The 18,029-nt window shown below is 30.6% G+C and carries 24 protein-coding genes and 1 pseudogene; all 25 read left to right on the top strand.

Annotated features, from left to right (window positions below):
- A pseudogene (locus tag IC173_RS19410) lies at positions 1 to 242 on the top strand (hypothetical protein); the annotation flags it as partial.
- Positions 235 to 1,464, top strand: coding sequence for a PBSX family phage terminase large subunit (locus IC173_RS19405; RefSeq protein WP_227856145.1), 1,230 nt, complete (start codon positions 235 to 237; stop codon positions 1,462 to 1,464). The pseudogene IC173_RS19410 and the gene IC173_RS19405, both read left to right, overlap by 8 nt.
- Positions 1,451 to 2,881, top strand: coding sequence for a phage portal protein (locus tag IC173_RS19400; protein ID WP_227856144.1), 1,431 nt, complete (start codon positions 1,451 to 1,453; stop codon positions 2,879 to 2,881). The genes IC173_RS19405 and IC173_RS19400 overlap by 14 nt, the downstream gene beginning before the upstream one ends.
- Entirely contained in the window at positions 2,874 to 3,914 is a 1,041-nt protein-coding gene (locus IC173_RS19395) for a minor capsid protein (RefSeq protein WP_227856143.1), read from the top strand. Before IC173_RS19400 ends, IC173_RS19395 begins: the two co-directional genes overlap by 8 nt.
- Before the next feature lie 50 nt (positions 3,915 to 3,964).
- On the top strand, positions 3,965 to 4,216 hold the full coding sequence (locus IC173_RS19390; protein ID WP_107612983.1) for a hypothetical protein: 252 nt from the start codon (positions 3,965 to 3,967) through the stop codon (positions 4,214 to 4,216).
- A 1-nt stretch (position 4,217) separates the two neighbouring features.
- Positions 4,218 to 4,628, top strand: a complete 411-nt coding sequence (locus IC173_RS19385) for a hypothetical protein (RefSeq protein WP_227482680.1) — start codon at positions 4,218 to 4,220, stop codon at positions 4,626 to 4,628.
- Positions 4,629 to 5,174 (top strand): hypothetical protein, encoded by a 546-nt coding sequence (locus tag IC173_RS19380; RefSeq protein ID WP_227856142.1) that lies wholly within the window; start codon positions 4,629 to 4,631, stop codon positions 5,172 to 5,174.
- A gap of 118 nt (positions 5,175 to 5,292) precedes the next feature.
- On the top strand, positions 5,293 to 5,487 hold the full coding sequence (locus IC173_RS19375) for a hypothetical protein (RefSeq protein WP_227856141.1): 195 nt from the start codon (positions 5,293 to 5,295) through the stop codon (positions 5,485 to 5,487).
- Between the two features lie 45 nt (positions 5,488 to 5,532).
- Positions 5,533 to 6,105, top strand: coding sequence for a phage scaffolding protein (locus IC173_RS19370; RefSeq protein WP_227856140.1), 573 nt, complete (start codon positions 5,533 to 5,535; stop codon positions 6,103 to 6,105).
- Between the two features lie 15 nt (positions 6,106 to 6,120).
- Positions 6,121 to 6,501 carry a head decoration protein gene (locus IC173_RS19365; protein WP_227856139.1) on the top strand — a complete coding sequence of 127 codons (381 nt, stop codon included), beginning with the start codon at positions 6,121 to 6,123 and terminating at the stop codon, positions 6,499 to 6,501.
- 11 nt (positions 6,502 to 6,512) lie between these two features.
- Positions 6,513 to 7,532 carry a major capsid protein gene (locus IC173_RS19360; protein ID WP_227856138.1) on the top strand — a complete coding sequence of 340 codons (1,020 nt, stop codon included), beginning with the start codon at positions 6,513 to 6,515 and terminating at the stop codon, positions 7,530 to 7,532.
- A gap of 10 nt (positions 7,533 to 7,542) precedes the next feature.
- Complete coding sequence (locus IC173_RS19355; protein ID WP_227856137.1) at positions 7,543 to 7,887, top strand: phage head-tail connector protein; 345 nt, start codon at positions 7,543 to 7,545, stop codon at positions 7,885 to 7,887.
- Positions 7,887 to 8,246, top strand: coding sequence for a hypothetical protein (locus IC173_RS19350; protein WP_227856136.1), 360 nt, complete (start codon positions 7,887 to 7,889; stop codon positions 8,244 to 8,246). Before IC173_RS19355 ends, IC173_RS19350 begins: the two co-directional genes overlap by 1 nt.
- Entirely contained in the window at positions 8,246 to 8,677 is a 432-nt protein-coding gene (locus IC173_RS19345; RefSeq protein ID WP_227856135.1) for an HK97 gp10 family phage protein, read from the top strand. The genes IC173_RS19350 and IC173_RS19345 overlap by 1 nt, the downstream gene beginning before the upstream one ends.
- Positions 8,670 to 9,107, top strand: a complete 438-nt coding sequence (locus tag IC173_RS19340) for a DUF6838 family protein (RefSeq protein WP_227856134.1) — start codon at positions 8,670 to 8,672, stop codon at positions 9,105 to 9,107. The genes IC173_RS19345 and IC173_RS19340 overlap by 8 nt, the downstream gene beginning before the upstream one ends.
- A complete protein-coding gene (locus IC173_RS19335; protein WP_413927560.1) occupies positions 9,091 to 9,276 on the top strand; it encodes a hypothetical protein in 186 nt (61 codons plus the stop codon). The genes IC173_RS19340 and IC173_RS19335 overlap by 17 nt, the downstream gene beginning before the upstream one ends.
- 1 nt (position 9,277) lies before the next feature.
- Positions 9,278 to 10,588 carry a phage tail sheath family protein gene (locus tag IC173_RS19330; protein ID WP_227856132.1) on the top strand — a complete coding sequence of 437 codons (1,311 nt, stop codon included), beginning with the start codon at positions 9,278 to 9,280 and terminating at the stop codon, positions 10,586 to 10,588.
- An 18-nt stretch (positions 10,589 to 10,606) separates the two neighbouring features.
- Positions 10,607 to 11,083, top strand: coding sequence for a phage tail tube protein (locus IC173_RS19325; RefSeq protein WP_227831613.1), 477 nt, complete (start codon positions 10,607 to 10,609; stop codon positions 11,081 to 11,083).
- Positions 11,084 to 11,135: 52 nt separating this feature from the next.
- Positions 11,136 to 11,393: a hypothetical protein gene (locus tag IC173_RS19320; protein ID WP_227856131.1), complete on the top strand. Its 258-nt coding sequence runs from the start codon at positions 11,136 to 11,138 to the stop codon at positions 11,391 to 11,393.
- 1 nt (position 11,394) lies between these two features.
- Positions 11,395 to 11,835, top strand: coding sequence for a phage tail assembly chaperone (locus IC173_RS19315; RefSeq protein WP_227831612.1), 441 nt, complete (start codon positions 11,395 to 11,397; stop codon positions 11,833 to 11,835).
- Positions 11,836 to 12,100: 265 nt separating this feature from the next.
- A complete protein-coding gene (locus IC173_RS19310; RefSeq protein WP_074105528.1) occupies positions 12,101 to 12,661 on the top strand; it encodes a hypothetical protein in 561 nt (186 codons plus the stop codon).
- A gap of 43 nt (positions 12,662 to 12,704) precedes the next feature.
- Positions 12,705 to 13,274 (top strand): zinc ribbon domain-containing protein, encoded by a 570-nt coding sequence (locus IC173_RS19305; RefSeq protein WP_227856130.1) that lies wholly within the window; start codon positions 12,705 to 12,707, stop codon positions 13,272 to 13,274.
- 75 nt (positions 13,275 to 13,349) lie between these two features.
- On the top strand, positions 13,350 to 15,644 hold the full coding sequence (locus tag IC173_RS19300) for a tape measure protein (protein ID WP_227856129.1): 2,295 nt from the start codon (positions 13,350 to 13,352) through the stop codon (positions 15,642 to 15,644).
- Between the two features lie 15 nt (positions 15,645 to 15,659).
- Complete coding sequence (locus IC173_RS19295) at positions 15,660 to 16,355, top strand: LysM peptidoglycan-binding domain-containing protein (RefSeq protein ID WP_227856128.1); 696 nt, start codon at positions 15,660 to 15,662, stop codon at positions 16,353 to 16,355.
- The coding region (locus IC173_RS19290; RefSeq protein WP_227856127.1) for an NlpC/P60 family protein at positions 16,348 to 18,029 on the top strand (1,682 nt) is incomplete at its 3' end. The genes IC173_RS19295 and IC173_RS19290, both read left to right, overlap by 8 nt.

The raw sequence follows: 18,029 nt of genomic DNA, 5'->3' as shown, positions 1-18,029 counted from the left end.
AATTTCAATTTGCATGGGATAGGCAAGCATCTTTTCTTAATGCACAGAGTAGGGCAATGAGTGAGTTAAGGAGTTTAATTAAGCAGTATGATGAAATGATTCATAAGGATTGGAATTTAGCTACAGATGAGCAAAGAGCAAGAGTAGAAGTATTAAAATCAAAGATAAATAGTCAAGAAAGTAAAGAGGATAAACTTGATAGATACTTTGATAAACTTGAAAGTGTGATAAAAAATGATTGATGAATTATATCATAGTAAACAGATTGAAGTCCTTGATTTTGCTTTAAATAATGACTATTTCATGTTAATAAATTATGGAGCTAAGAGGACTGGTAAAACAATAATTGATAATGATTTATTCTTGCTTGAACTTAGAAGGGTCAGAAAGATAGCTAATAAACTAGACATTAAGCTTCCTCAGTATATTTTAGCAGGTGCAGATTTAGGAGCTTTACAAAGGAATGTACTAAATGAACTTACAAATAAGTATGATATTGAATTTAAGTTTGATAAACATAATAGATTTGTACTTTTTGGAGTTCAAGTATGTTGTTTTGGACACTCAAAAACAAATGATTTGGGGAGAATAAGAGGTATGACTTCGTTTGGTGCATACATAAACGAAGGTACAGTTGCAAATGAAGTGGTTTTCAATGAAATAAAGTCAAGATGCAGTGGTGAGGGTGCTAGAATACTTGTAGATACTAACCCCGACCAACCCGAGCATTGGTTGAAAACTGATTTTGTAGACAAGACAGATGGGAAAGCTATTCAATCTTTCCATTACACATTAGATGATAATATATTTTTGAGTGAAAGATATAGAGAAAATATTAAAAAAACTACTCCTAGCGGTGTTTTTTATGATAGGGACATAAATGGCTTATGGGTTTCAGCAGATGGGCTTGTTTATCAAGATTTCAATAAAGATATACATTATATATCTAAAGATAAATTGAATGATATTAACTTTGTAAGATACTTTGCAGGTGTTGACTGGGGTTATGAACACTTTGGAGCTATTGTTGTAATTGGTGAGGATGATAAAGGCAACTTATACTTATTAGAAGAACACTCAGCTCAACACAAAGAAATTGATTATTGGATAGATAAAGCTAAGAGTATAAAAGAGAAATATGGAAATATAAAGTTTTATTGTGACAGTGCTAGACCTGAACATTTGGCAGCATTTAAAAGAAATGGGATAAAAGCTTTTAATGCTAACAAAGCGAGATTGTCGGGTATTGAAGCAGTTGCAAAAAGGTTTAAAACTAATACTTTATTTATAGTTTATGAGAATGTTAATTTATTTAGAAAAGAAATTTTTATGTACGCTTGGAATAAAAATACAGGCGAGCCAATTAAACAATGGGACGATGTATTAGACGCACTTAGATATGCTATTTATACAGATTCATTAGGTACAGGAATTAAAGTGCTTACTCCAAATGGAAGAAGGTGATAAATTGGAACTAGATGTAATAAAAAAGTTAATTGAACAAACTAATAGTAAACATAATAACTTTGTCAAAAAGGCTGATGAAGCTGAAAAGTACTATAAAAATGAAAATGATATTATAAGAGATAGAAGCCCTAACAATATTGGTAAAGTAAATACAGCCAATAATCCGTTACGAAATGCAGACAATAGAATACCATTTAATTGGTTTGGTTTTTTAGTTAATCAAAAAATATCATATCTGTTCACTTATCCTCCTACATTTGATGTTGGAGATGATGGCATAAATTCAAAAATAACTGATATTTTAGGTGATAGATACCCAAAAGAAGCTAAGACACTAGGAAAAAATGCTAGTATATGCTCTAAAGCATGGCTACATGTTTGGGAGGATGATAACAATGACTTCCAATATGCTAATATAAACCCTCGCCAAATAAGAGCAATATATTCCTCAGATTTAAACAGAAAGCTTCTTGCAGTACTTAGAGAGTATGAAAAGACTGATGATGAAGGAAAAGAATATGTAATCTATGAGTATTGGACAGATGAATGTTGTTATACTTATCAAAATAAAGATGGAAATAGTAACATTAATGGATTAGAGATACTTAATAAATTTATAGAGAAAAACTTAGATAATAAACTTGAAACTCAAACTAATGTGTACAAACATAACTTTGGAGAAGTCCCCTTTATTGAATTTCCAAACAATGATTTAGAGGTAAGAGATTTAGATAATGTTAAACACCTCATTGATGTATATGACAAAGTTTATAGTGGTTTTGTGAATGATATTGAAGATATACAAGAAGTTATTTTTGTTCTTACAAATTATGGAGGTGCAGACTTAACAGAGTTCTTAAAAGGACTTAAAGAATATAAAACTATTGATTTACAAAGTAGTGGTGCAGATGATAAGAGTGGACTAAGTACAATTACAATAAATATTCCAATAGAAGCTAGGGACTCACTTCTTAAAACAACTGAAAAGCAAATATATGTACAAGGTCAAGGCGTTGACCCTAAACCCGAAAATTTTGCGAATACAAGTGGTGTAGCACTTAAATTTCTATACACTTTATTAGAATTAAAAGCAGGTTTAATGGAAACTGAGTTTAGACTAGGGTTCGCTAAACTGGTTAGAATGATATGTAGATATTTAGGATATTCTCCTAAAAGGGTTTTACAGACTTGGACTAGAAATATGATTCAAAATGACTTGGAGTTAGCAGAGATATGCTCTAAGAGTGTTGGAATAGTATCAGAAAAGACTAATTTAAAAAATCATCCGCTTGTAGATAATGCTGAAGAAGAAGAAAAACAAATTAAAAAAGAAAAAGAAGAAAGTATGAAAGAATATGAAGATGCTTTTCCAACTAAAAAGAAAACTAAAGAAGGTGAGCCTATAAATGAATAATATGGATTACTGGATAAAGATTTTTAATCAGTTAGAAGAAGATGTTCATAACAAAGGTGATACCTTTAACAAGGAATTAGAAAAGCAATATGACATAATACTTTACAATATCCTTAGAGAAATAAATAATTGGTATATGAAATTTGCTAAAGATAATAAAATGAGTATGCAAGAAGCTGAAAAGTTATTAAATTCAAAGGAATTAACTGAACTTAAATTATCATTAGAAGAATATATCAAGTATGGAGAAGAAAATACAATTAGTCAAAAGTGGATGAAAGAACTAGAAAGTGCAGTTAAAAGGGTTCGTATAAGCAGGTTAAAATCATTAGAATTAAAGCTAAGACATCAAGTTGAAGTATTATACTCAAAAGAGTATGAGGATGTAAACAGACTTATAACAGACACATATAAAGATAGTTATTATCATACTGCTTTTGAGACTCAAAAAGGTATTGGCATTGGATTGGCGATAACCATGCTTAGCATGAACAATATTGATAAAATAGTTAGCAATCCTTGGACTACTGATGGAATAAATTTTAGTAATAGAATATGGAATAAACATAGACCAAGGTTAATAAGTGAGCTTGATAAAGGATTAAAGCAGACATTGATTAATGGTGAATCGCCTAATCGTTTTATAAATGAAATAACCAAAAACTTTAATACAAGTAAAAATGAAGCTAAACTATTAGTAAAATCTGAGCTTGCATTTTTTAGTTCATTAAGTCAAAGGGACTGTTTTAATAGTTTAGGAGTTGAGAAATATGAAATAGTAAGTGCATCAGATAGTAGGGTTTGTGAGAAAAGGTGCAGCCCTCTTGATGGTAAAATAATTGAGATGAAGTATTATGAAATAGGAATTACAGCTCCACCATTTCATCCTAGATGTAGATGTGTAATAGTACCATATTTTGATGGTGAAGAAAGTTATAGGGCTGCAAGAGAAGAAGACGGTGAGACTTATTATGTGCCATCAAGTATGAAGTATAAAGAATGGTATGAGAAACACGTTAAAAACACTTACTAACTAAGTAGGTGATTTTATTATGTGAAAATTTATTGAGAGGGTGATTTGAAATGCTTAAATTATATATTTTGTCAATAATTGTATTTTGTACAGGGCTTTACTTATTAAAAATGAGGGTTGATGGTAACAAGGAATTAATTGAATTATTTAAAAGTATGAATGTTAGAAAAAGAAAAAAATATAATTTTATTTTTCTAGCTTTATTCCCACTACTCAATTTTATTTTAGGTGTGATACTCATACCATATTCTTTGCTTGTTAGTAATGAAAATATGGTTAAAGCTTTAAGGAGGAATAAGTAATATGGCTAAGTTTAAAAAGAAATCCGAGGAAGTAGAAGCTTTTAAATGGATATTAGGAAGTCCAAACACTCCTAGATGGTTTTATCAAGCTTTTGAGAAGGGAACTATATGGCTTGATGAATCTTTAAACTCTATGAATCGTAAAGGTGAAGTAAAGAAAACTATCTGTATAAAGTATGGAAATGGAGTCATTAGAGCAAATAATAGAGATTGGATTATAAAAGATAGTGAAGGTAAAATCTATTCTTGTGCATGTGGGGAATTTGAAAAGTATTATGAGGATTTAGATGATGAAAAAACAAAGATTTCTGATAAAGTTTTCAAATATCCAAGTGAGATGGTATCAAAAGAGGTAAGGTTAATATGTCCAGAAATGAAACTTGAAATTGTAGGATTTAAGGAGGATGAATAAATGGCTAGATTTGTAAAGAAAGCAATTGAAGTGGAAGCTTTTAGATTTGACATAGATGTAGAACCAACAGTATGGATACGAAAAGAGATTGAACGTGGCAACGCTTGGGTTGAACACTCTATTGCTAAGGGGGAGGCTAAATTATTCATAAGAACTCTTGAAGGGGTAATATATCAAGCTAATATAGGAGATTACATTATACAAGGTGTAAAAGGAGAAATATATCCTTGTAAAGCCGATATATTTGAAATGACATATCAAAAAGTTGAATATACTGCAACTATTGAAAATTTAACAAATTATGCTGAAAATTTAGAACAAAAGAATAGATACATTGATAAAGAAAAGGTTAAGAAAAATAACTTAGAATTTTCAGCTAAGTTGGAGCTAGATACAACAGATTTTGAGGAAAATATAAAAAGTGCTACAAAAGAAATTGACATATTTAACGAAGCAGTGAGAAATTTAGAAGAAAATTTAAATAGAATATTTGGAAAAGAAAAAATTAATGAAACAAAAATAAAAATAAAAAGTCCTACAAAGTAACTTTCTGATGAGGATTTGGAGTATATAAGAGAGACAGCATCTAAAGATATAAAAACACGTTTTGCTAAAGAAGGGAAAACTAAGATAAGTTATTAGATAAAAAAGGTAGGTGATTTTAATGTGTATATTAACTCAAGTTATAGTTGTAGTTTGTGTAGTACAAATCGTTATTAATTGTATTGCTAATGTTAGTGTAGGTATTCTTTGCAATAAATTAAAAAAAGAAAATAAAGCTAATATAGACGAAGTTTCTGATGAAATTTTAAAGAGAGTAACAGAAGAATTAAATAAACCATTAGATAAAAGTCTTTAAGAGGCTTTTTTATTTTGAAAAAAATGAAAGGAGATATTAAATAAAATGAAAAAAGATGAATTAATTGCATTAGGTCTTAGTGAAGAAGATGCAAAGAAAGTAGAAGCTGAGTCACTAAAAGAGTTAGGAAGTTATATTCCTAAAATTGAGTATGAGAAGGCAAAAGATGAACTAAAAGCATCTAAGGAAGCAATTGAAGGTTTTAAGGATGGAATGACAAAAGAGCAGATTGAAGAACTTAAAAAAGAATATGAAACTAAACTAACTGAAAAAGATGAAGATTACAAAGTTAAGTTACAAGAAAAAGAACAAAGAGAATTCGATATGGCACTAGAAAATGAACTTATTAAACTTAATGTTCACAGTACTAAAGCAGCAAAGGCAGAACTTGATTTAGAAAAGGTAAAATATGAAAATGGTACTTTTACAGGGCTAAAGGAACAGACTGATAATTGGGCAACTCAAAAGTCTTTCTTAATAAAAACAGGAGAAACTAAGATAAATTACAATCCTGATAATGGCAATAAAAACACATTGAGCAGGGCTGAAAATATTGCAAAAGAAAAAAATGAGGAAGGTTCTAAAAATCCATATGCTGACGCATGGAGAATAAAATAAAAAGGAGGATAAAGTATGTATTTTAAAGAGGTAAGTTTTAATAATACACCAGAGTTTCTAGCTTCTCAACACTATATTAACTTTACAAAAACAGCATTAGATACAGATGTAGTGGCTGATGAAAATGGCAGAAAGTATGTATTAGCAGGAAGTTTATTAGGTGAAAGTGGAAAGGTAGTAAAGATAACTAGAGCAGGTTCTTCGGGTAGCTATACATACACATTATCAGAAGACCCTGTAGGGATTATATTTGCAACTGTAGATGTTACTTATGGACCACAGGCAGTTGCATCAATGGTAGAAGGTTATGTGATAATTGAAAGATTGCAAGGTGAGTATGTAAAAGAAGCTATAGAAACTATAAAGACAAAATTACCAAATATTAAATTTATGTAGGAGGATGAAATATGGCAAGAGTAGAGGAATTATTATCAGTTCAAGAACTGATAAACTATACAAAGACTAGAAAACTAAAAGAAACAATGGGAGATTTATTGTTTCCAACTCAAAAGATAGAAGGGCTTGAAATAAAGATGATAAAAGGTGCATCTAATCTTCCAGTATCAGCAAGTGTTCATGCGTTTGATACAGAAGCAGAAATCGCATCAAGAGAAGGTGCTAATTTAAGTATAGCTGAACTTGCACTTGTAAAAAGAAAAATAAAGCTAGATGAAAAAGATATAATTGTACTTGAACAACCAAGAAATTCTCAAGAAGAAACTCAAATGATAAATAAAATATTTAATGATGTTGATAGCCTTGTATCAAGTGTAAATACTAGAGTAGAAGCAATGAGAATGGAAGTTTTATCAACTGGAGAATTGAATATAAATGAAAATGGAGTTAAAGCTTCTTTAAAATATGGAACTCCAACAAATCATAAAGAAACAAAAACTTGGTCTAGTGGGACACCAGATATATTAGGAGATATAGATAATATGACTGATAAAATAGTTTTAGATACTGGATTTACTCCAACAAGGGCATTAACTTCTAAATCTATCTTAAATATGATATTAAGGGATGAAAAACTAAGAAAAGCTATATTTGGTGTAAATAGTGATAAACTACTTACTTTAAATGAATTAAATACATTTTTAGCTTCTCAATCTCTTCCAACTATTTTTACCTATGATGAAAGATACAGAGTACAAGGTAGGGATGGTAAATACACAACAAAGAGATTTTTAGATGAAAATAAATTCATACTTATGCCTGATGGCAAAATGGGGGACACTTTCTTTGGACTAACAGCAGAAGAATTGGAATTAAGAAAAAATCCAGCAATAGATATTAGTTCTGTTGGTAATATAATTGTAGAACAATACTCTACTGCTGACCCAGTCGCTAAGTGGATAAAAGCAGTTGCAACAGCCCTGCCTAGTTTTCCTTATGCCGACCAAGTACTTATGGGTACAATAAATTAGAGGTGTTAATATGGAAGTTGAAAGACTAAAAAAGCTTTTAGGGTTTAGCAGGGAAGATGATTCAAAAGATGCTATATTAGAGTTTGTATTAGAAGATGTAGAGGAAATGGTCAAAAATTATTGCAATATATCTGTTATTCCCGAAGGGTTAAATAGTACTGTTTTAAGAATGGCTATAGATATGTATAAAAATGAGAGTCTAGGAAGTGAAGATATTGCTCTAGGCTCTATTTCTTCTATATCAGAAGGTGATACATCTGTTTCCTACAGAAGTTCAGCAAGTGAATTTAAGGAATCTTTACTCAAAGATTACAAAGCACAATTAAACAGATACAGAAAAATCAGGTGGAAATAATGGATAAAGCAAGGAAAGCAATAGAACTGTTATATAGAGATAAATGCACTATAGTAGAGTACCAACCAGTCAAAGACCCTATTACAAAACGAACTAATAATAAAGAAGTAGTTGCATTAGAAAATCAACCATGTAAGCTTTCATATAAAAATATAGTTTCTGCTACAGAAGGGAAAGTAGCTAAGCTAGGGCAAACAATTAAACTCTTTATATCTCCAAATATAAACGTTAAAGCAGGTTCAAAGCTTACTATAACTAATCAAAATAATGTTACAAAAGAGTATGTAAGAAGTGGCGAATCTGCGATATATCCAAATCATCAAGAGGTAATATTGGAATTACTAGAGGATAAAGCATAATGGCTAGAGGTGGAAGTGTTGATTTTAAAGAACTAAAGAAGCTACAAAGGAAATTACAAAGATTAGAAAACAGTCAGCTTGATAGATTTTTAAAAGATTGTGCAAGAGAATTAGCTGCAAGACTTGTTCGTAAAGCTAGGAAGAGTGGGCGTACACCAAAAAAGACTGGAACCTTAAAAGAAGGTTGGGGTGGGATAGCTTATGCTAGGTCACTTCCTGTTACTAAAGTCGGAGACAATTATGTTATAGAGGTAAAGAATCCAGTTCCTTATGCTAGCCACGTTGAGTTTGGACATAGAACTAGAAATCTTAAAGGTTTGGTAAAAGGAAAATATATGATGACTATTTCAGTAATGGAATTAAGAGGAGAAGCAGATGCAATAATAGAGAAAAAATTAATGATTTTATTAAAGAAGGTATTTGATGCTTAATAATATAATTGATGGGATATCAGTAAAATTAGATAAGTCATTTGGAGATAGTTACACAATTTACAGTGAAGATGTAGAGCAAGGTATAAATGAACCTTGTTTTTTTATTGTTCCTATAAATTCAAGTAAAACATCATATCCAAATGGCAGAGAGTTGAAGAAAAATTCATTTGATGTATATTACTTACCCCGTTCAAAAGGTAAGAATTTTGAAATAAATGAGATAGCTGAAATGTTACTAGAGGAATTAGAGTATATAGAAATTGATGAAGATTTAGTAAGAGGTACAAATATGAACTTTGAAGTCGTGGATAATGTACTACATTTCTTTGTTGATTACAACTATTTCACTATGAAAAGCAATAATACAGATAAGATGGACACAGTAGAGTTATTTGGTGGTCTAAAGAGAGGTGATAAACTTGAGTAAAACATTAAGTAAAGAAGAAAATTACAAATTTAGCAAAGAGCAGATAGTTAATTCTAAGAAGTATGTAAATAGAAAAGATTTGTTAAATGCAATTTTACAAGAAAATGAGTTATATTCTTTTTCAGAAGTAGAAGATATGATAAATAATTTTATGAAAGGAGTGAGTTAATTTGGCTTTAGGTGGAGGAACATTTATAACACAGAATAAAGTATTGCCAGGTAGCTATATAAATTTTGTAAGTGCTACAAGGGCAACCAGCTCACTTAGTGATAGAGGTATTGTAGCAATGCCAATTGAACTTGATTGGGGCATTGATGAAGAAGTATTTCAAGTGACTAGTGATGATTTCGAGAAGTATTCAACAAAGTTATTTGGATATGATTACACACATGAGAAGTTGAAAGGTCTTAGAGACTTATTTAAAAATATACGACTAGGATACTTTTTTAAACTAAATAAAGGTATTAAAGCTAGTTGTAGTATTGCTATAGCGAAGTATAGTGGAATAAGAGGTAATGACTTAAAGGTAATAGTAACAACCAATGTTGATGATAACACTAAGTTTGATGTTGTAACACTTTTAGATAATAAGAAGGTAGATACTCAAATAGCTAAAGTGATTACAGATTTAGAAGATAATGATTATGTCATTTGGAAAAAGGATGCAACACTAGAAGCAAGTGCAGGGTTAGTATTTACAAATGGGACTAATGGAGAAGTAGTTACAGGAGCAGAATACCAAGCTTTCTTAGATAAAATAGAAAGTTATAGCTTTAATGCTTTAGGGTGTTTGGCTACAACATCAGAGATTAAAAGTTTGTTTGTAGAGTTTACAAAAAGAATGAGAGATAAGGTAGGAGCTAAGTTTCAAACTGTATTATATAAGAAAAGTGATTCAGATTACGAAGGTGTAGTATCTGTAGAAAATAAGATTAAAGATAAAGATTTAGTTGAATCTAGTTTAGTTTATTGGGCTACTGGGGCTATAGCTGGATGTGATATAAATAAATCTAATACTAACAAAAAGTATGATGGCGAGTTTGATGTTGATGTTAACTATACTCAAATACAGTTAGAAGAAGCTTTAAAAACTGGTAAGTTTATATTTCATAAAGTTGGTGACGAAGTTCATGTGTTAGAGGATATAAATACTTTTGTAAGTTTTACAGATGAGAAGAATGACGATTTTTCAAGTAACCAAAGTGTTAGAGTACTTGACCAAATTGCCAATGATATTGCAACTTTATTTAATGAAAAGTACTTAGGTAAAGTTCCGAATGATAAGGCAGGAAGAATTAGTTTTTGGAACGATGTTGTTAAGCATCATAAAGAATTAGAGAATATAAGGGCAATAGAAGATTTTAAATCAGATGATGTATCTGTAGAACTTGGAAATGATAAAAAAACAGTTGTAGTAAGTGATGCTGTAAAAGTTATTAATGCAATGAGCAAACTTTATATGACTGTTTCAGTAAGCTAGAGAGGAGAGTGGTTATAGATGTCTAAAAACGCACCTATGAATGTTAAAGATACAATAAGTGCATCTTTAGCACAATGTTTTGTAACAATAGAAGGTAAAAGATACAATTTTATGCAAGCTATTAATTTAGAAGCTAAAGTGGAGAAGAATAAAAGTGAAGTTCCAATTCTAGGGAAAACAACAAAAGGAAACAAAACAACTAGTACTACAAATACCGGAAGTTCAACTTTCCATTATAATACTTCTATTTTTAGGGAATTACTTTATAAATACAAAGAAACTGGCGAGGATATTTATTTTGACATACAAGTTACAAATGAAGACCCTACATCAGCTGTAGGAAGACAAACAGTAATACTTAAAGATTGCAATATGGATAGTGGAATAATTACTAAATTTGATGCCGATGGTGAGTATTTGGATGAAGATATGGATTTCACTTTTGAGGACTGGGAATTGGTCGAATCCTTTTCATTGCTTAAAGGAATGGAATAAAATACACATTTATAAATTATAGATGTGTATTTTTTATTTATAAGAATAGGAGATGGTTAAAATTAAAGATAAATATGAGATAAAAGATTCAATTTATTTTGATTATAGTAAGAAAAGACCTATAGAAGAATGTGTAGGAGAAATGTATAGAAAAGCAGGTCTATATTTAGTAGATATTGCTGATAAACTTGCACTTGACACAATTGAAGGTTCATCATTAAAACCAATTACAATAAAAATTCAAATAAATGAAGATGGTATTACAACAATAGAAAAAGAAACAAAATATTTAGTTATGGAGGTAGAATAATATGGGAGATTTAAACGCTTTTTTAAGTCAAAATGCAATAAAAGTAGAGAATAGAAAGTATGTAGCAAGTAATAGATTTATAGATGAAGATGGGAAACCAATAGAATGGGAAATAAGAGCATTATCTTCAGAAGAAGATAATATAATAAGAAAAAATTGTCCAAAGAGAGAACCCATTTTAAATAAAAAAGGAAAACACACAGGACAATACAACACTGTAACTGACTATAATAAATATTACGAAGAACTAAGTATAGCTTGTACAGTTTTTCCTGATTTGAATGACTCAATGTTGCAAGATAGTTATAGAGTTATGGGAGCAAATCAACTGCTTAAAGCAATGCTTACACCAGGCGAATATACAGAATATGTGCAAGAGGTACTAGATATAAATGGTTTTGACAATTCATTTGAGGATAAGGTAGAAGAAGCAAAAAACTAATTGAAGAAGGCGATTATGATTCTAACATAGCTCATTATTGCCTTCACAAGTTTAAGTGGAAACCGCATGAATATATGGATTTGCCAGTTGATGAAAAAGCATTTGTTGCTGCATCTATAGATATCAAAGTAGAAGAAGAAAAAGAAGAAGCTAAAAAAGCTGACAAAGATGCAAAGAGAGGTAGAAGAAGATAATCTCTAATGTAAAAATTTTACCAATATAGTATAATATTGTTAAAGAATATAATTTAGGGGGATATTATATTATGAAGAAAAAAGCATGTTTTTTAGTTTCTATTTTTATAGTTATCTGTTTGGCTATTGTAGGGTGTTCTAATTCAGAAAGTCTAGAGAGTAGTAACAAAGATAATAAACCAAAAAAAGAAGAAAAAAAGGATAAAGAAGTAGTCATAGGAGAAAAAATTGTTTCAGATAAAATGGAAATCACTATTAATAAGGTTGAATTCTCTTATGATGTGTTACCAAAAGTTAAGGAAAGTTTCTATACACATTATCCTGCTGAGTCAGGTAAAGTATATATTGATATTGCTGCTGATATAAAAAATACTCAAAAACAAGAGTTAAATTGTTCAGATTTACTAACTATCGAAGCAGACTATAATGATGGATATAAATATTCATCACAAACAATAGTAGAAGATGAAACAACAGGTTTTACTTATGATAATATTACTAGTATTGACCCTTTAGAAACGAAGGGAGTTAGATTTATAATTGATTGCCCTGATGAAGTAAAAACAAGTGATAAGCCAGTGATATTAAATTTTACATTTGATGGGAATAAGTATGTTTATAAAATGAAGTAATTTATTCAAAAATGAATATATTATAAAATGAAGGAGATATTTTATGAATGATACAGTAGAATATATATTTTGTAGTAAGTGTGGAGTAAAGTGTTTAAAAGGAAGCAAGTTTTGTAGTGAATGTGGAAATAAAATAGATGATATAAAAATGTCAAATGAAAGTATTACTAAAGATAAAGAATATGACTTAAAAGGTGTTAGTTTACAACGTATAATGCAAGAAACTAATTTTATAAAAGCTTCGTCTATAAGAAGGTTAAAAGAATTAACTGGAATAGATTTAGAAGATTGTAGAAAAATATTAGAAGAGCCATATCAAAAATATTATGATGAAAATGCTGAAATGCTTGAAGAAAAAAGAAAAAAAGAAGATGATATGTCAAAAATTAGAAGGGCTAAAGATGAAAAGAAAGAGAAAGAAAAAATAGCTTGTTGTCCTAGTTGTGGTTCAACATCTTTATCAGCACATAAAAAAGGTTTTGGTATAGGAAAAGCAGTAGTAGGAGCAAGTCTAACTGGTGGTATAGGTTTAGCAGCTGGAAATTTAGGAGCAAAGAAAGTTAGAGTTACATGTTTGAATTGTGGAAAACAATTTTGGGCAGGTAAAAAATAAATATTAGAGATAAAAGCATTTACTTATTAAGTAGATGCTTTTTTTATAACAAGAATTAGAAAGGAGGTTGAAAATATGGCTACTATACAAACTTCAATAAAAATTTTTGATGGAATGACACCAGCTTTCCGTAATATGACTACATCTATTAACACAACAATTAATAGTTTAGAGAGATTACAACAAAGATTACACAGTCCTATAAATGCTGGTGGGATACAAGCATCTCAACAAAGTTTAAATAATATAGAAAGTATTCTTACAAGAATAGAACAAAAAATAAGTAAAACTGATGAACAGCAAAAAAAATTTAATGAAGATATTAATAAAGGAGCAAGTTCTACGGATACACTATTAGGTAATATCAAAAAGGTTGCAGGAGCTTACATAGGGCTGAAAAGTATTGGTAGTTTGATTAATTTAAGTGACCAAATGACTAACACTAATGCAAGGCTCAGCATGATAAATGATGGGCAACAATCAGATAGTGGACTTAATAAAATGATATTTCAATCAGCAGAAAGAGCAAGGGCATCTTATTTGGATACTGCAAAAATTGTAACTCGTGTTGGAATGAATGCAGGTAAGGCATTTAGTAGTACAAAAGAAATAGTAGCATTTGCTGAACAATTAAATAAAAAATTCGTAATTGCAGGAGCAACGACAGAAGAAACAAATTCAGCTTTACTACAGCTAACACAAGGACTGGGAAGTGGCGTTCTAAGAGGTGAGGAACTGAATGCAGTGTTTGAGTCAGCACCTAATATTATCCAATCTATCGCGGATTACCTCGACGTGGACATAGGAAAAATAAGGAGCATGGCAAGTGAAGGAATGCTTACAGCTGACATTGTGAAAAACTCATTACTTGCAGCAGCGGAACAGACTAATGCAGAATTTGAAAAGATGCCTTACACCTTTAATCAAATTTGGACTTCAATTAAAAATAACGCAATTATGATATTTGGTGTTATACAGAAAAAGATAGAACAATCCATGTCTAGTAAGGGATTTCGAACCTTTATAGATAATCTGATAGATACTTTATATATTTTAGGAGCTGTTGGGTTTGATATTTTTAATGGATTTATTACTCTATTAAGTAGCCCAGTTTTTCAAGGATTCGCTAATATGATGCTCGTTTCGATAGGGATAGTTGTTCAAGGATTTGGATGGCTATTGACAACTATAGGAAGTGTCGTTAATTTTATTGCGCAAGGTTGGAGTATAATACAACCTTTATTAATTACTAGTATTGTATTATGGGGACTATACAAAGCTGCTATTTTAGCAGGTGCTATAGTAACAGCTGTTCAAGTAGGTTGGACAGCTTTACAAGCGTTTTGGACGAATCTACTAAATGGTTCGTTGCTTACAAATATAATGATGAGTATTGCAGCTGCAATAGCAACAGATGCTTTGAGTGGCTCAATGATACTTTTAATCACAACAATAGTAATGGTTGTAGCTGTAATAGCTTTAGTCATAGCAGCAGTTTTTGTAGGCATAGCTATATTCAACCATTTTGCAGGGACGAGTATAAGTGCTATTGGTGCAGTAGCAGGAGCAATATCAGTTGCAGCTGCTTTTGTAGGAAATTTGTTTGTTGCAACAGGGAATTTAATGATAGATATTGTAGCTTTAATATACAATACTCTAGCAGGCTTTGCAGAGTTCTTTGCTAATTTTTTAGATGACCCAATTGGTTCTGTTCTAAGAGCGGTATCTGGAATGGCTAATGCTGTATTAGGTATTATAAGAAGTATCGCTAGTGCATTTGATACTGTATTTGGTTCAAACTTAGCAGATGCAGTAAGTGGATGGCAAGATACACTACAAGGATGGACTGATAAAGTAGCAGGAGAAGCTAAGATAAAAGTTGAAAGAATGGACCCTAGTAAACTACATTTTGAACGATTTAATTATGGGAAGGCATGGGATACAGGGTATAAGTGGGGCGATAAACTAGAAACTAATATAAAAGATAAATTTGATATTAGCAAAATGGCAGAAGATGCAAAGAAAAAGTTAGGGTTAGATGATTTATGGGATAAAAAGTATGGTTTAGGAGATGGAATTGGTTCAGCAGGGCTTAATTCTCCACTTGGAGATGCTGCCAAAGGAGCAAAAGATACCGCAGGCAATACTGCAAAAATGGCTAAAACAATGGATAAAAGTCAAGAAGACCTTAAATATCTTAGAGACATTGCAGAACAAGAGACTATCAATCGATTTACAGGAGTAAACATTAAAATTGACATGAACAACACAAATAACATAAGCAAAGATACTGACTTAGATGGAATAGTTAATGTCTTAACTGAGAAACTGAATGACGCTATGGTTGTATCTGCTGAGGGAATAGTTTAGGAAGGAGGCATAGTCGTGGCTTATGATTTTTATTTAGATGGAGTACAATTACCAATCACACCTGGAAAATTAGAAATAAAAACAACAAATAAAAATAAAACTGTAGACCTTATAAATGATGGAGAAGTAAACATATTAAAGACTCCTGGTCTATCTGAAATAAGTTTTGAAGCAGAATTTACACATAATAAATTACCATTTTGTAGAGGACAATTTAGGGATGTACAATTCTTTTTAAGTAAACTAGAACTATTAAAAACAGATTGTAAGCCATTCCAGTTTATTGTATCTCGTGAGTTAGGTAACAAGGTCTTATTTAACACTAATATGAAAGTATCTTTGGAGGAATATAACATAGTAGAAGATGCAGAAAATGGTTCAGATACAAAAGTTGCAATAAAATTGAAACAATATAGAGATTATTCAACTAAAAAATTAGTTCCTGCTACACCTAAAACTACTAATGATACTGGTAGACCTAATGTAAAAATAGAGCCAAAACGAGTTGATTCAGTCAATTCACCAAACGCTAAAACATACACAGTCAAGGCTGGAGATAGTCTTTGGTCAATTTGTCAGAAACAACTTGGTAATGGTTCGCTGTATAAGAAGGTATATGAGTTAAATAAAAGTATGATGGATAAGGCTAACAAGGGTAAAAAAGTACCTAAATATACTATTTACAAAGGGCAGGTGTTGAGGCTTGTCTGATGAATTAGTTCTAGCGAATGATAGAGATGTAAGATTAGTCATAGCACATTGGGAAGATTTTTACGAACCAGTTGTTTTAGATGGAATTACATGGGAAATAGAAAGACGAGGAACACCTTCTAAGTTAGAGTTTACTATAGTAATGGATGATATATTAGAGTTTTGTGAAGGTAACTCTGTAAGGCTGTATTACAAAGGTGTAGGTATATTCTATGGATATATATTTCAGAAGAAAAGAGACAAAGAAAATCACATTAAAATTGTTGCTTACGACCAGTTAAGATATTTTAAGAATAAAGATACTTATGTATATATTAATAAAACTGCCAGCGAACTTATAAAAATGTTAGCTAAAGATTTTAATTTAAAATACAATGTCATAGAAGATACAAAATATAAAATATCGAGAGTTGAAGAAAATAAAACTTTATTTGATATGATATTAACTGCACTAGATGATACTCTAAGAGAGAAAAAGGAAATGTATACCTTGTATGATGATTTTGGAAGAATAACATTAAAGAATGTTGCATCAATGAAATTAGATACTGTCATGAATAATGATGTAATCGAGGACTTTGACTATAATTCAAGTATAGATAGTGATACTTATACAAAAATCAAACTTGTAAGAGACAACGAGGAGTCAGGTAAAAGAGATGTGTATATTGCTCAAGACTCAACGCATATGAGGAGTTGGGGTATCCTACAACTATTTGATACAGTAGACAAAAACATGAGTGAAGCAGAGATAAAACAAAAGTGTGATATACTTTTAAAATTATATAATAAGAAAACTAAGTCGCTAAGTTTAAAAAACGCAATTGGAGATATTAGAGTGAGAGCAGGTTGTTTGGTACCTGTTTTTTTGAATTTAGGAGATATTGAATTACAAAATTATATGTTAGTTGAGAAAGTTAAACATACTTTTGAAAATAATTCACATTTTATGGATTTAACTCTTGTTGATGGAGACGAATTTGCTTCTTATTCTTCAAGCTCATACTCAAGTGGAAATACTAACAATAAAGATGAAAAGAAAAATGGTCCTGTACAAAGTACTACGAAAACAAATACAGGAAGAAAAGTACCAGCATTATTTACAGCATATTATCCTGGACCTGGTATAGAAGGCGGAGATAAAGATTGTACTGGAAAAAAATTAGTGCCTAAAAATCAAACTTGTGCAGCTCCTATGGATGTAAAGAAATATTATAAAAGTTGGTATAGTGAAAAGTTTTTAAAGGACCATCCATTTATAAAGCTAAATGATAAAATCAAAGTAATATTACCAGGTTCATCTATAGATGGAAAAACCTATACAGTTAGAGATAATGGAAGTGCTATTAATATATCTTCCTCAGGAGTTTATGATATAGATATATTAATGTCTACAGCAAGTGAGTGCAATAGGTTTGGCAAAAGAAAAGGGTATATAATTATAAATGGAGAGGAAGAAGAAACTTATCAAATTCAAGGTAATAATCAAGGCAGTAATGCAAATAATTCTAAAGAAGATAAACTAGTTAGTATAGCTAAAAGTAAATTAGGTTGTAAATATGCTCGAGGAGCAGAAGGACCTAACACTTTTGATTGTTCTGGGTTTACTCAGTGGTGTTATAAACAAGTAGGCATAAGTATTCCTAGGACAGTTGCAACACAAAGTAAAGCAGG

This window comes from Clostridioides sp. ES-S-0048-02, assembly GCF_020658495.1.
In the GTDB taxonomy this organism is placed as follows: domain Bacteria; phylum Bacillota; class Clostridia; order Peptostreptococcales; family Peptostreptococcaceae; genus Clostridioides.
The sequence above is the reverse complement of the archived record's forward strand: the minus strand, read 5'-3'. Positions and strand labels throughout refer to the sequence as shown.

What these genes read in the sequence shown, in the direction of transcription:
- IC173_RS19405 (WP_227856145.1), top strand. Translation starts at nt 235, where the DNA reads ATGATTGATGAATTATATCATAGTAAACAGATTGAAGTCCTTGATTTT.
- IC173_RS19400 (WP_227856144.1), top strand. Translation starts at nt 1,451, where the DNA reads ATGGAAGAAGGTGATAAATTGGAACTAGATGTAATAAAAAAGTTAATT.
- IC173_RS19395 (WP_227856143.1), top strand. Translation starts at nt 2,874, where the DNA reads ATGAATAATATGGATTACTGGATAAAGATTTTTAATCAGTTAGAAGAA.
- IC173_RS19390 (WP_107612983.1), top strand. Translation starts at nt 3,965, where the DNA reads ATGCTTAAATTATATATTTTGTCAATAATTGTATTTTGTACAGGGCTT.
- IC173_RS19385 (WP_227482680.1), top strand. Translation starts at nt 4,218, where the DNA reads ATGGCTAAGTTTAAAAAGAAATCCGAGGAAGTAGAAGCTTTTAAATGG.
- IC173_RS19380 (WP_227856142.1), top strand. Translation starts at nt 4,629, where the DNA reads ATGGCTAGATTTGTAAAGAAAGCAATTGAAGTGGAAGCTTTTAGATTT.
- IC173_RS19375 (WP_227856141.1), top strand. Translation starts at nt 5,293, where the DNA reads ATGTGTATATTAACTCAAGTTATAGTTGTAGTTTGTGTAGTACAAATC.
- IC173_RS19370 (WP_227856140.1), top strand. Translation starts at nt 5,533, where the DNA reads ATGAAAAAAGATGAATTAATTGCATTAGGTCTTAGTGAAGAAGATGCA.
- IC173_RS19365 (WP_227856139.1), top strand. Translation starts at nt 6,121, where the DNA reads ATGTATTTTAAAGAGGTAAGTTTTAATAATACACCAGAGTTTCTAGCT.
- IC173_RS19360 (WP_227856138.1), top strand. Translation starts at nt 6,513, where the DNA reads ATGGCAAGAGTAGAGGAATTATTATCAGTTCAAGAACTGATAAACTAT.
- IC173_RS19355 (WP_227856137.1), top strand. Translation starts at nt 7,543, where the DNA reads ATGGAAGTTGAAAGACTAAAAAAGCTTTTAGGGTTTAGCAGGGAAGAT.
- IC173_RS19350 (WP_227856136.1), top strand. Translation starts at nt 7,887, where the DNA reads ATGGATAAAGCAAGGAAAGCAATAGAACTGTTATATAGAGATAAATGC.
- IC173_RS19345 (WP_227856135.1), top strand. Translation starts at nt 8,246, where the DNA reads ATGGCTAGAGGTGGAAGTGTTGATTTTAAAGAACTAAAGAAGCTACAA.
- IC173_RS19340 (WP_227856134.1), top strand. Translation starts at nt 8,670, where the DNA reads ATGCTTAATAATATAATTGATGGGATATCAGTAAAATTAGATAAGTCA.
- IC173_RS19325 (WP_227831613.1), top strand. Translation starts at nt 10,607, where the DNA reads ATGTCTAAAAACGCACCTATGAATGTTAAAGATACAATAAGTGCATCT.
- IC173_RS19320 (WP_227856131.1), top strand. Translation starts at nt 11,136, where the DNA reads ATGGTTAAAATTAAAGATAAATATGAGATAAAAGATTCAATTTATTTT.
- IC173_RS19315 (WP_227831612.1), top strand. Translation starts at nt 11,395, where the DNA reads ATGGGAGATTTAAACGCTTTTTTAAGTCAAAATGCAATAAAAGTAGAG.
- IC173_RS19310 (WP_074105528.1), top strand. Translation starts at nt 12,101, where the DNA reads ATGAAGAAAAAAGCATGTTTTTTAGTTTCTATTTTTATAGTTATCTGT.
- IC173_RS19305 (WP_227856130.1), top strand. Translation starts at nt 12,705, where the DNA reads ATGAATGATACAGTAGAATATATATTTTGTAGTAAGTGTGGAGTAAAG.
- IC173_RS19300 (WP_227856129.1), top strand. Translation starts at nt 13,350, where the DNA reads ATGGCTACTATACAAACTTCAATAAAAATTTTTGATGGAATGACACCA.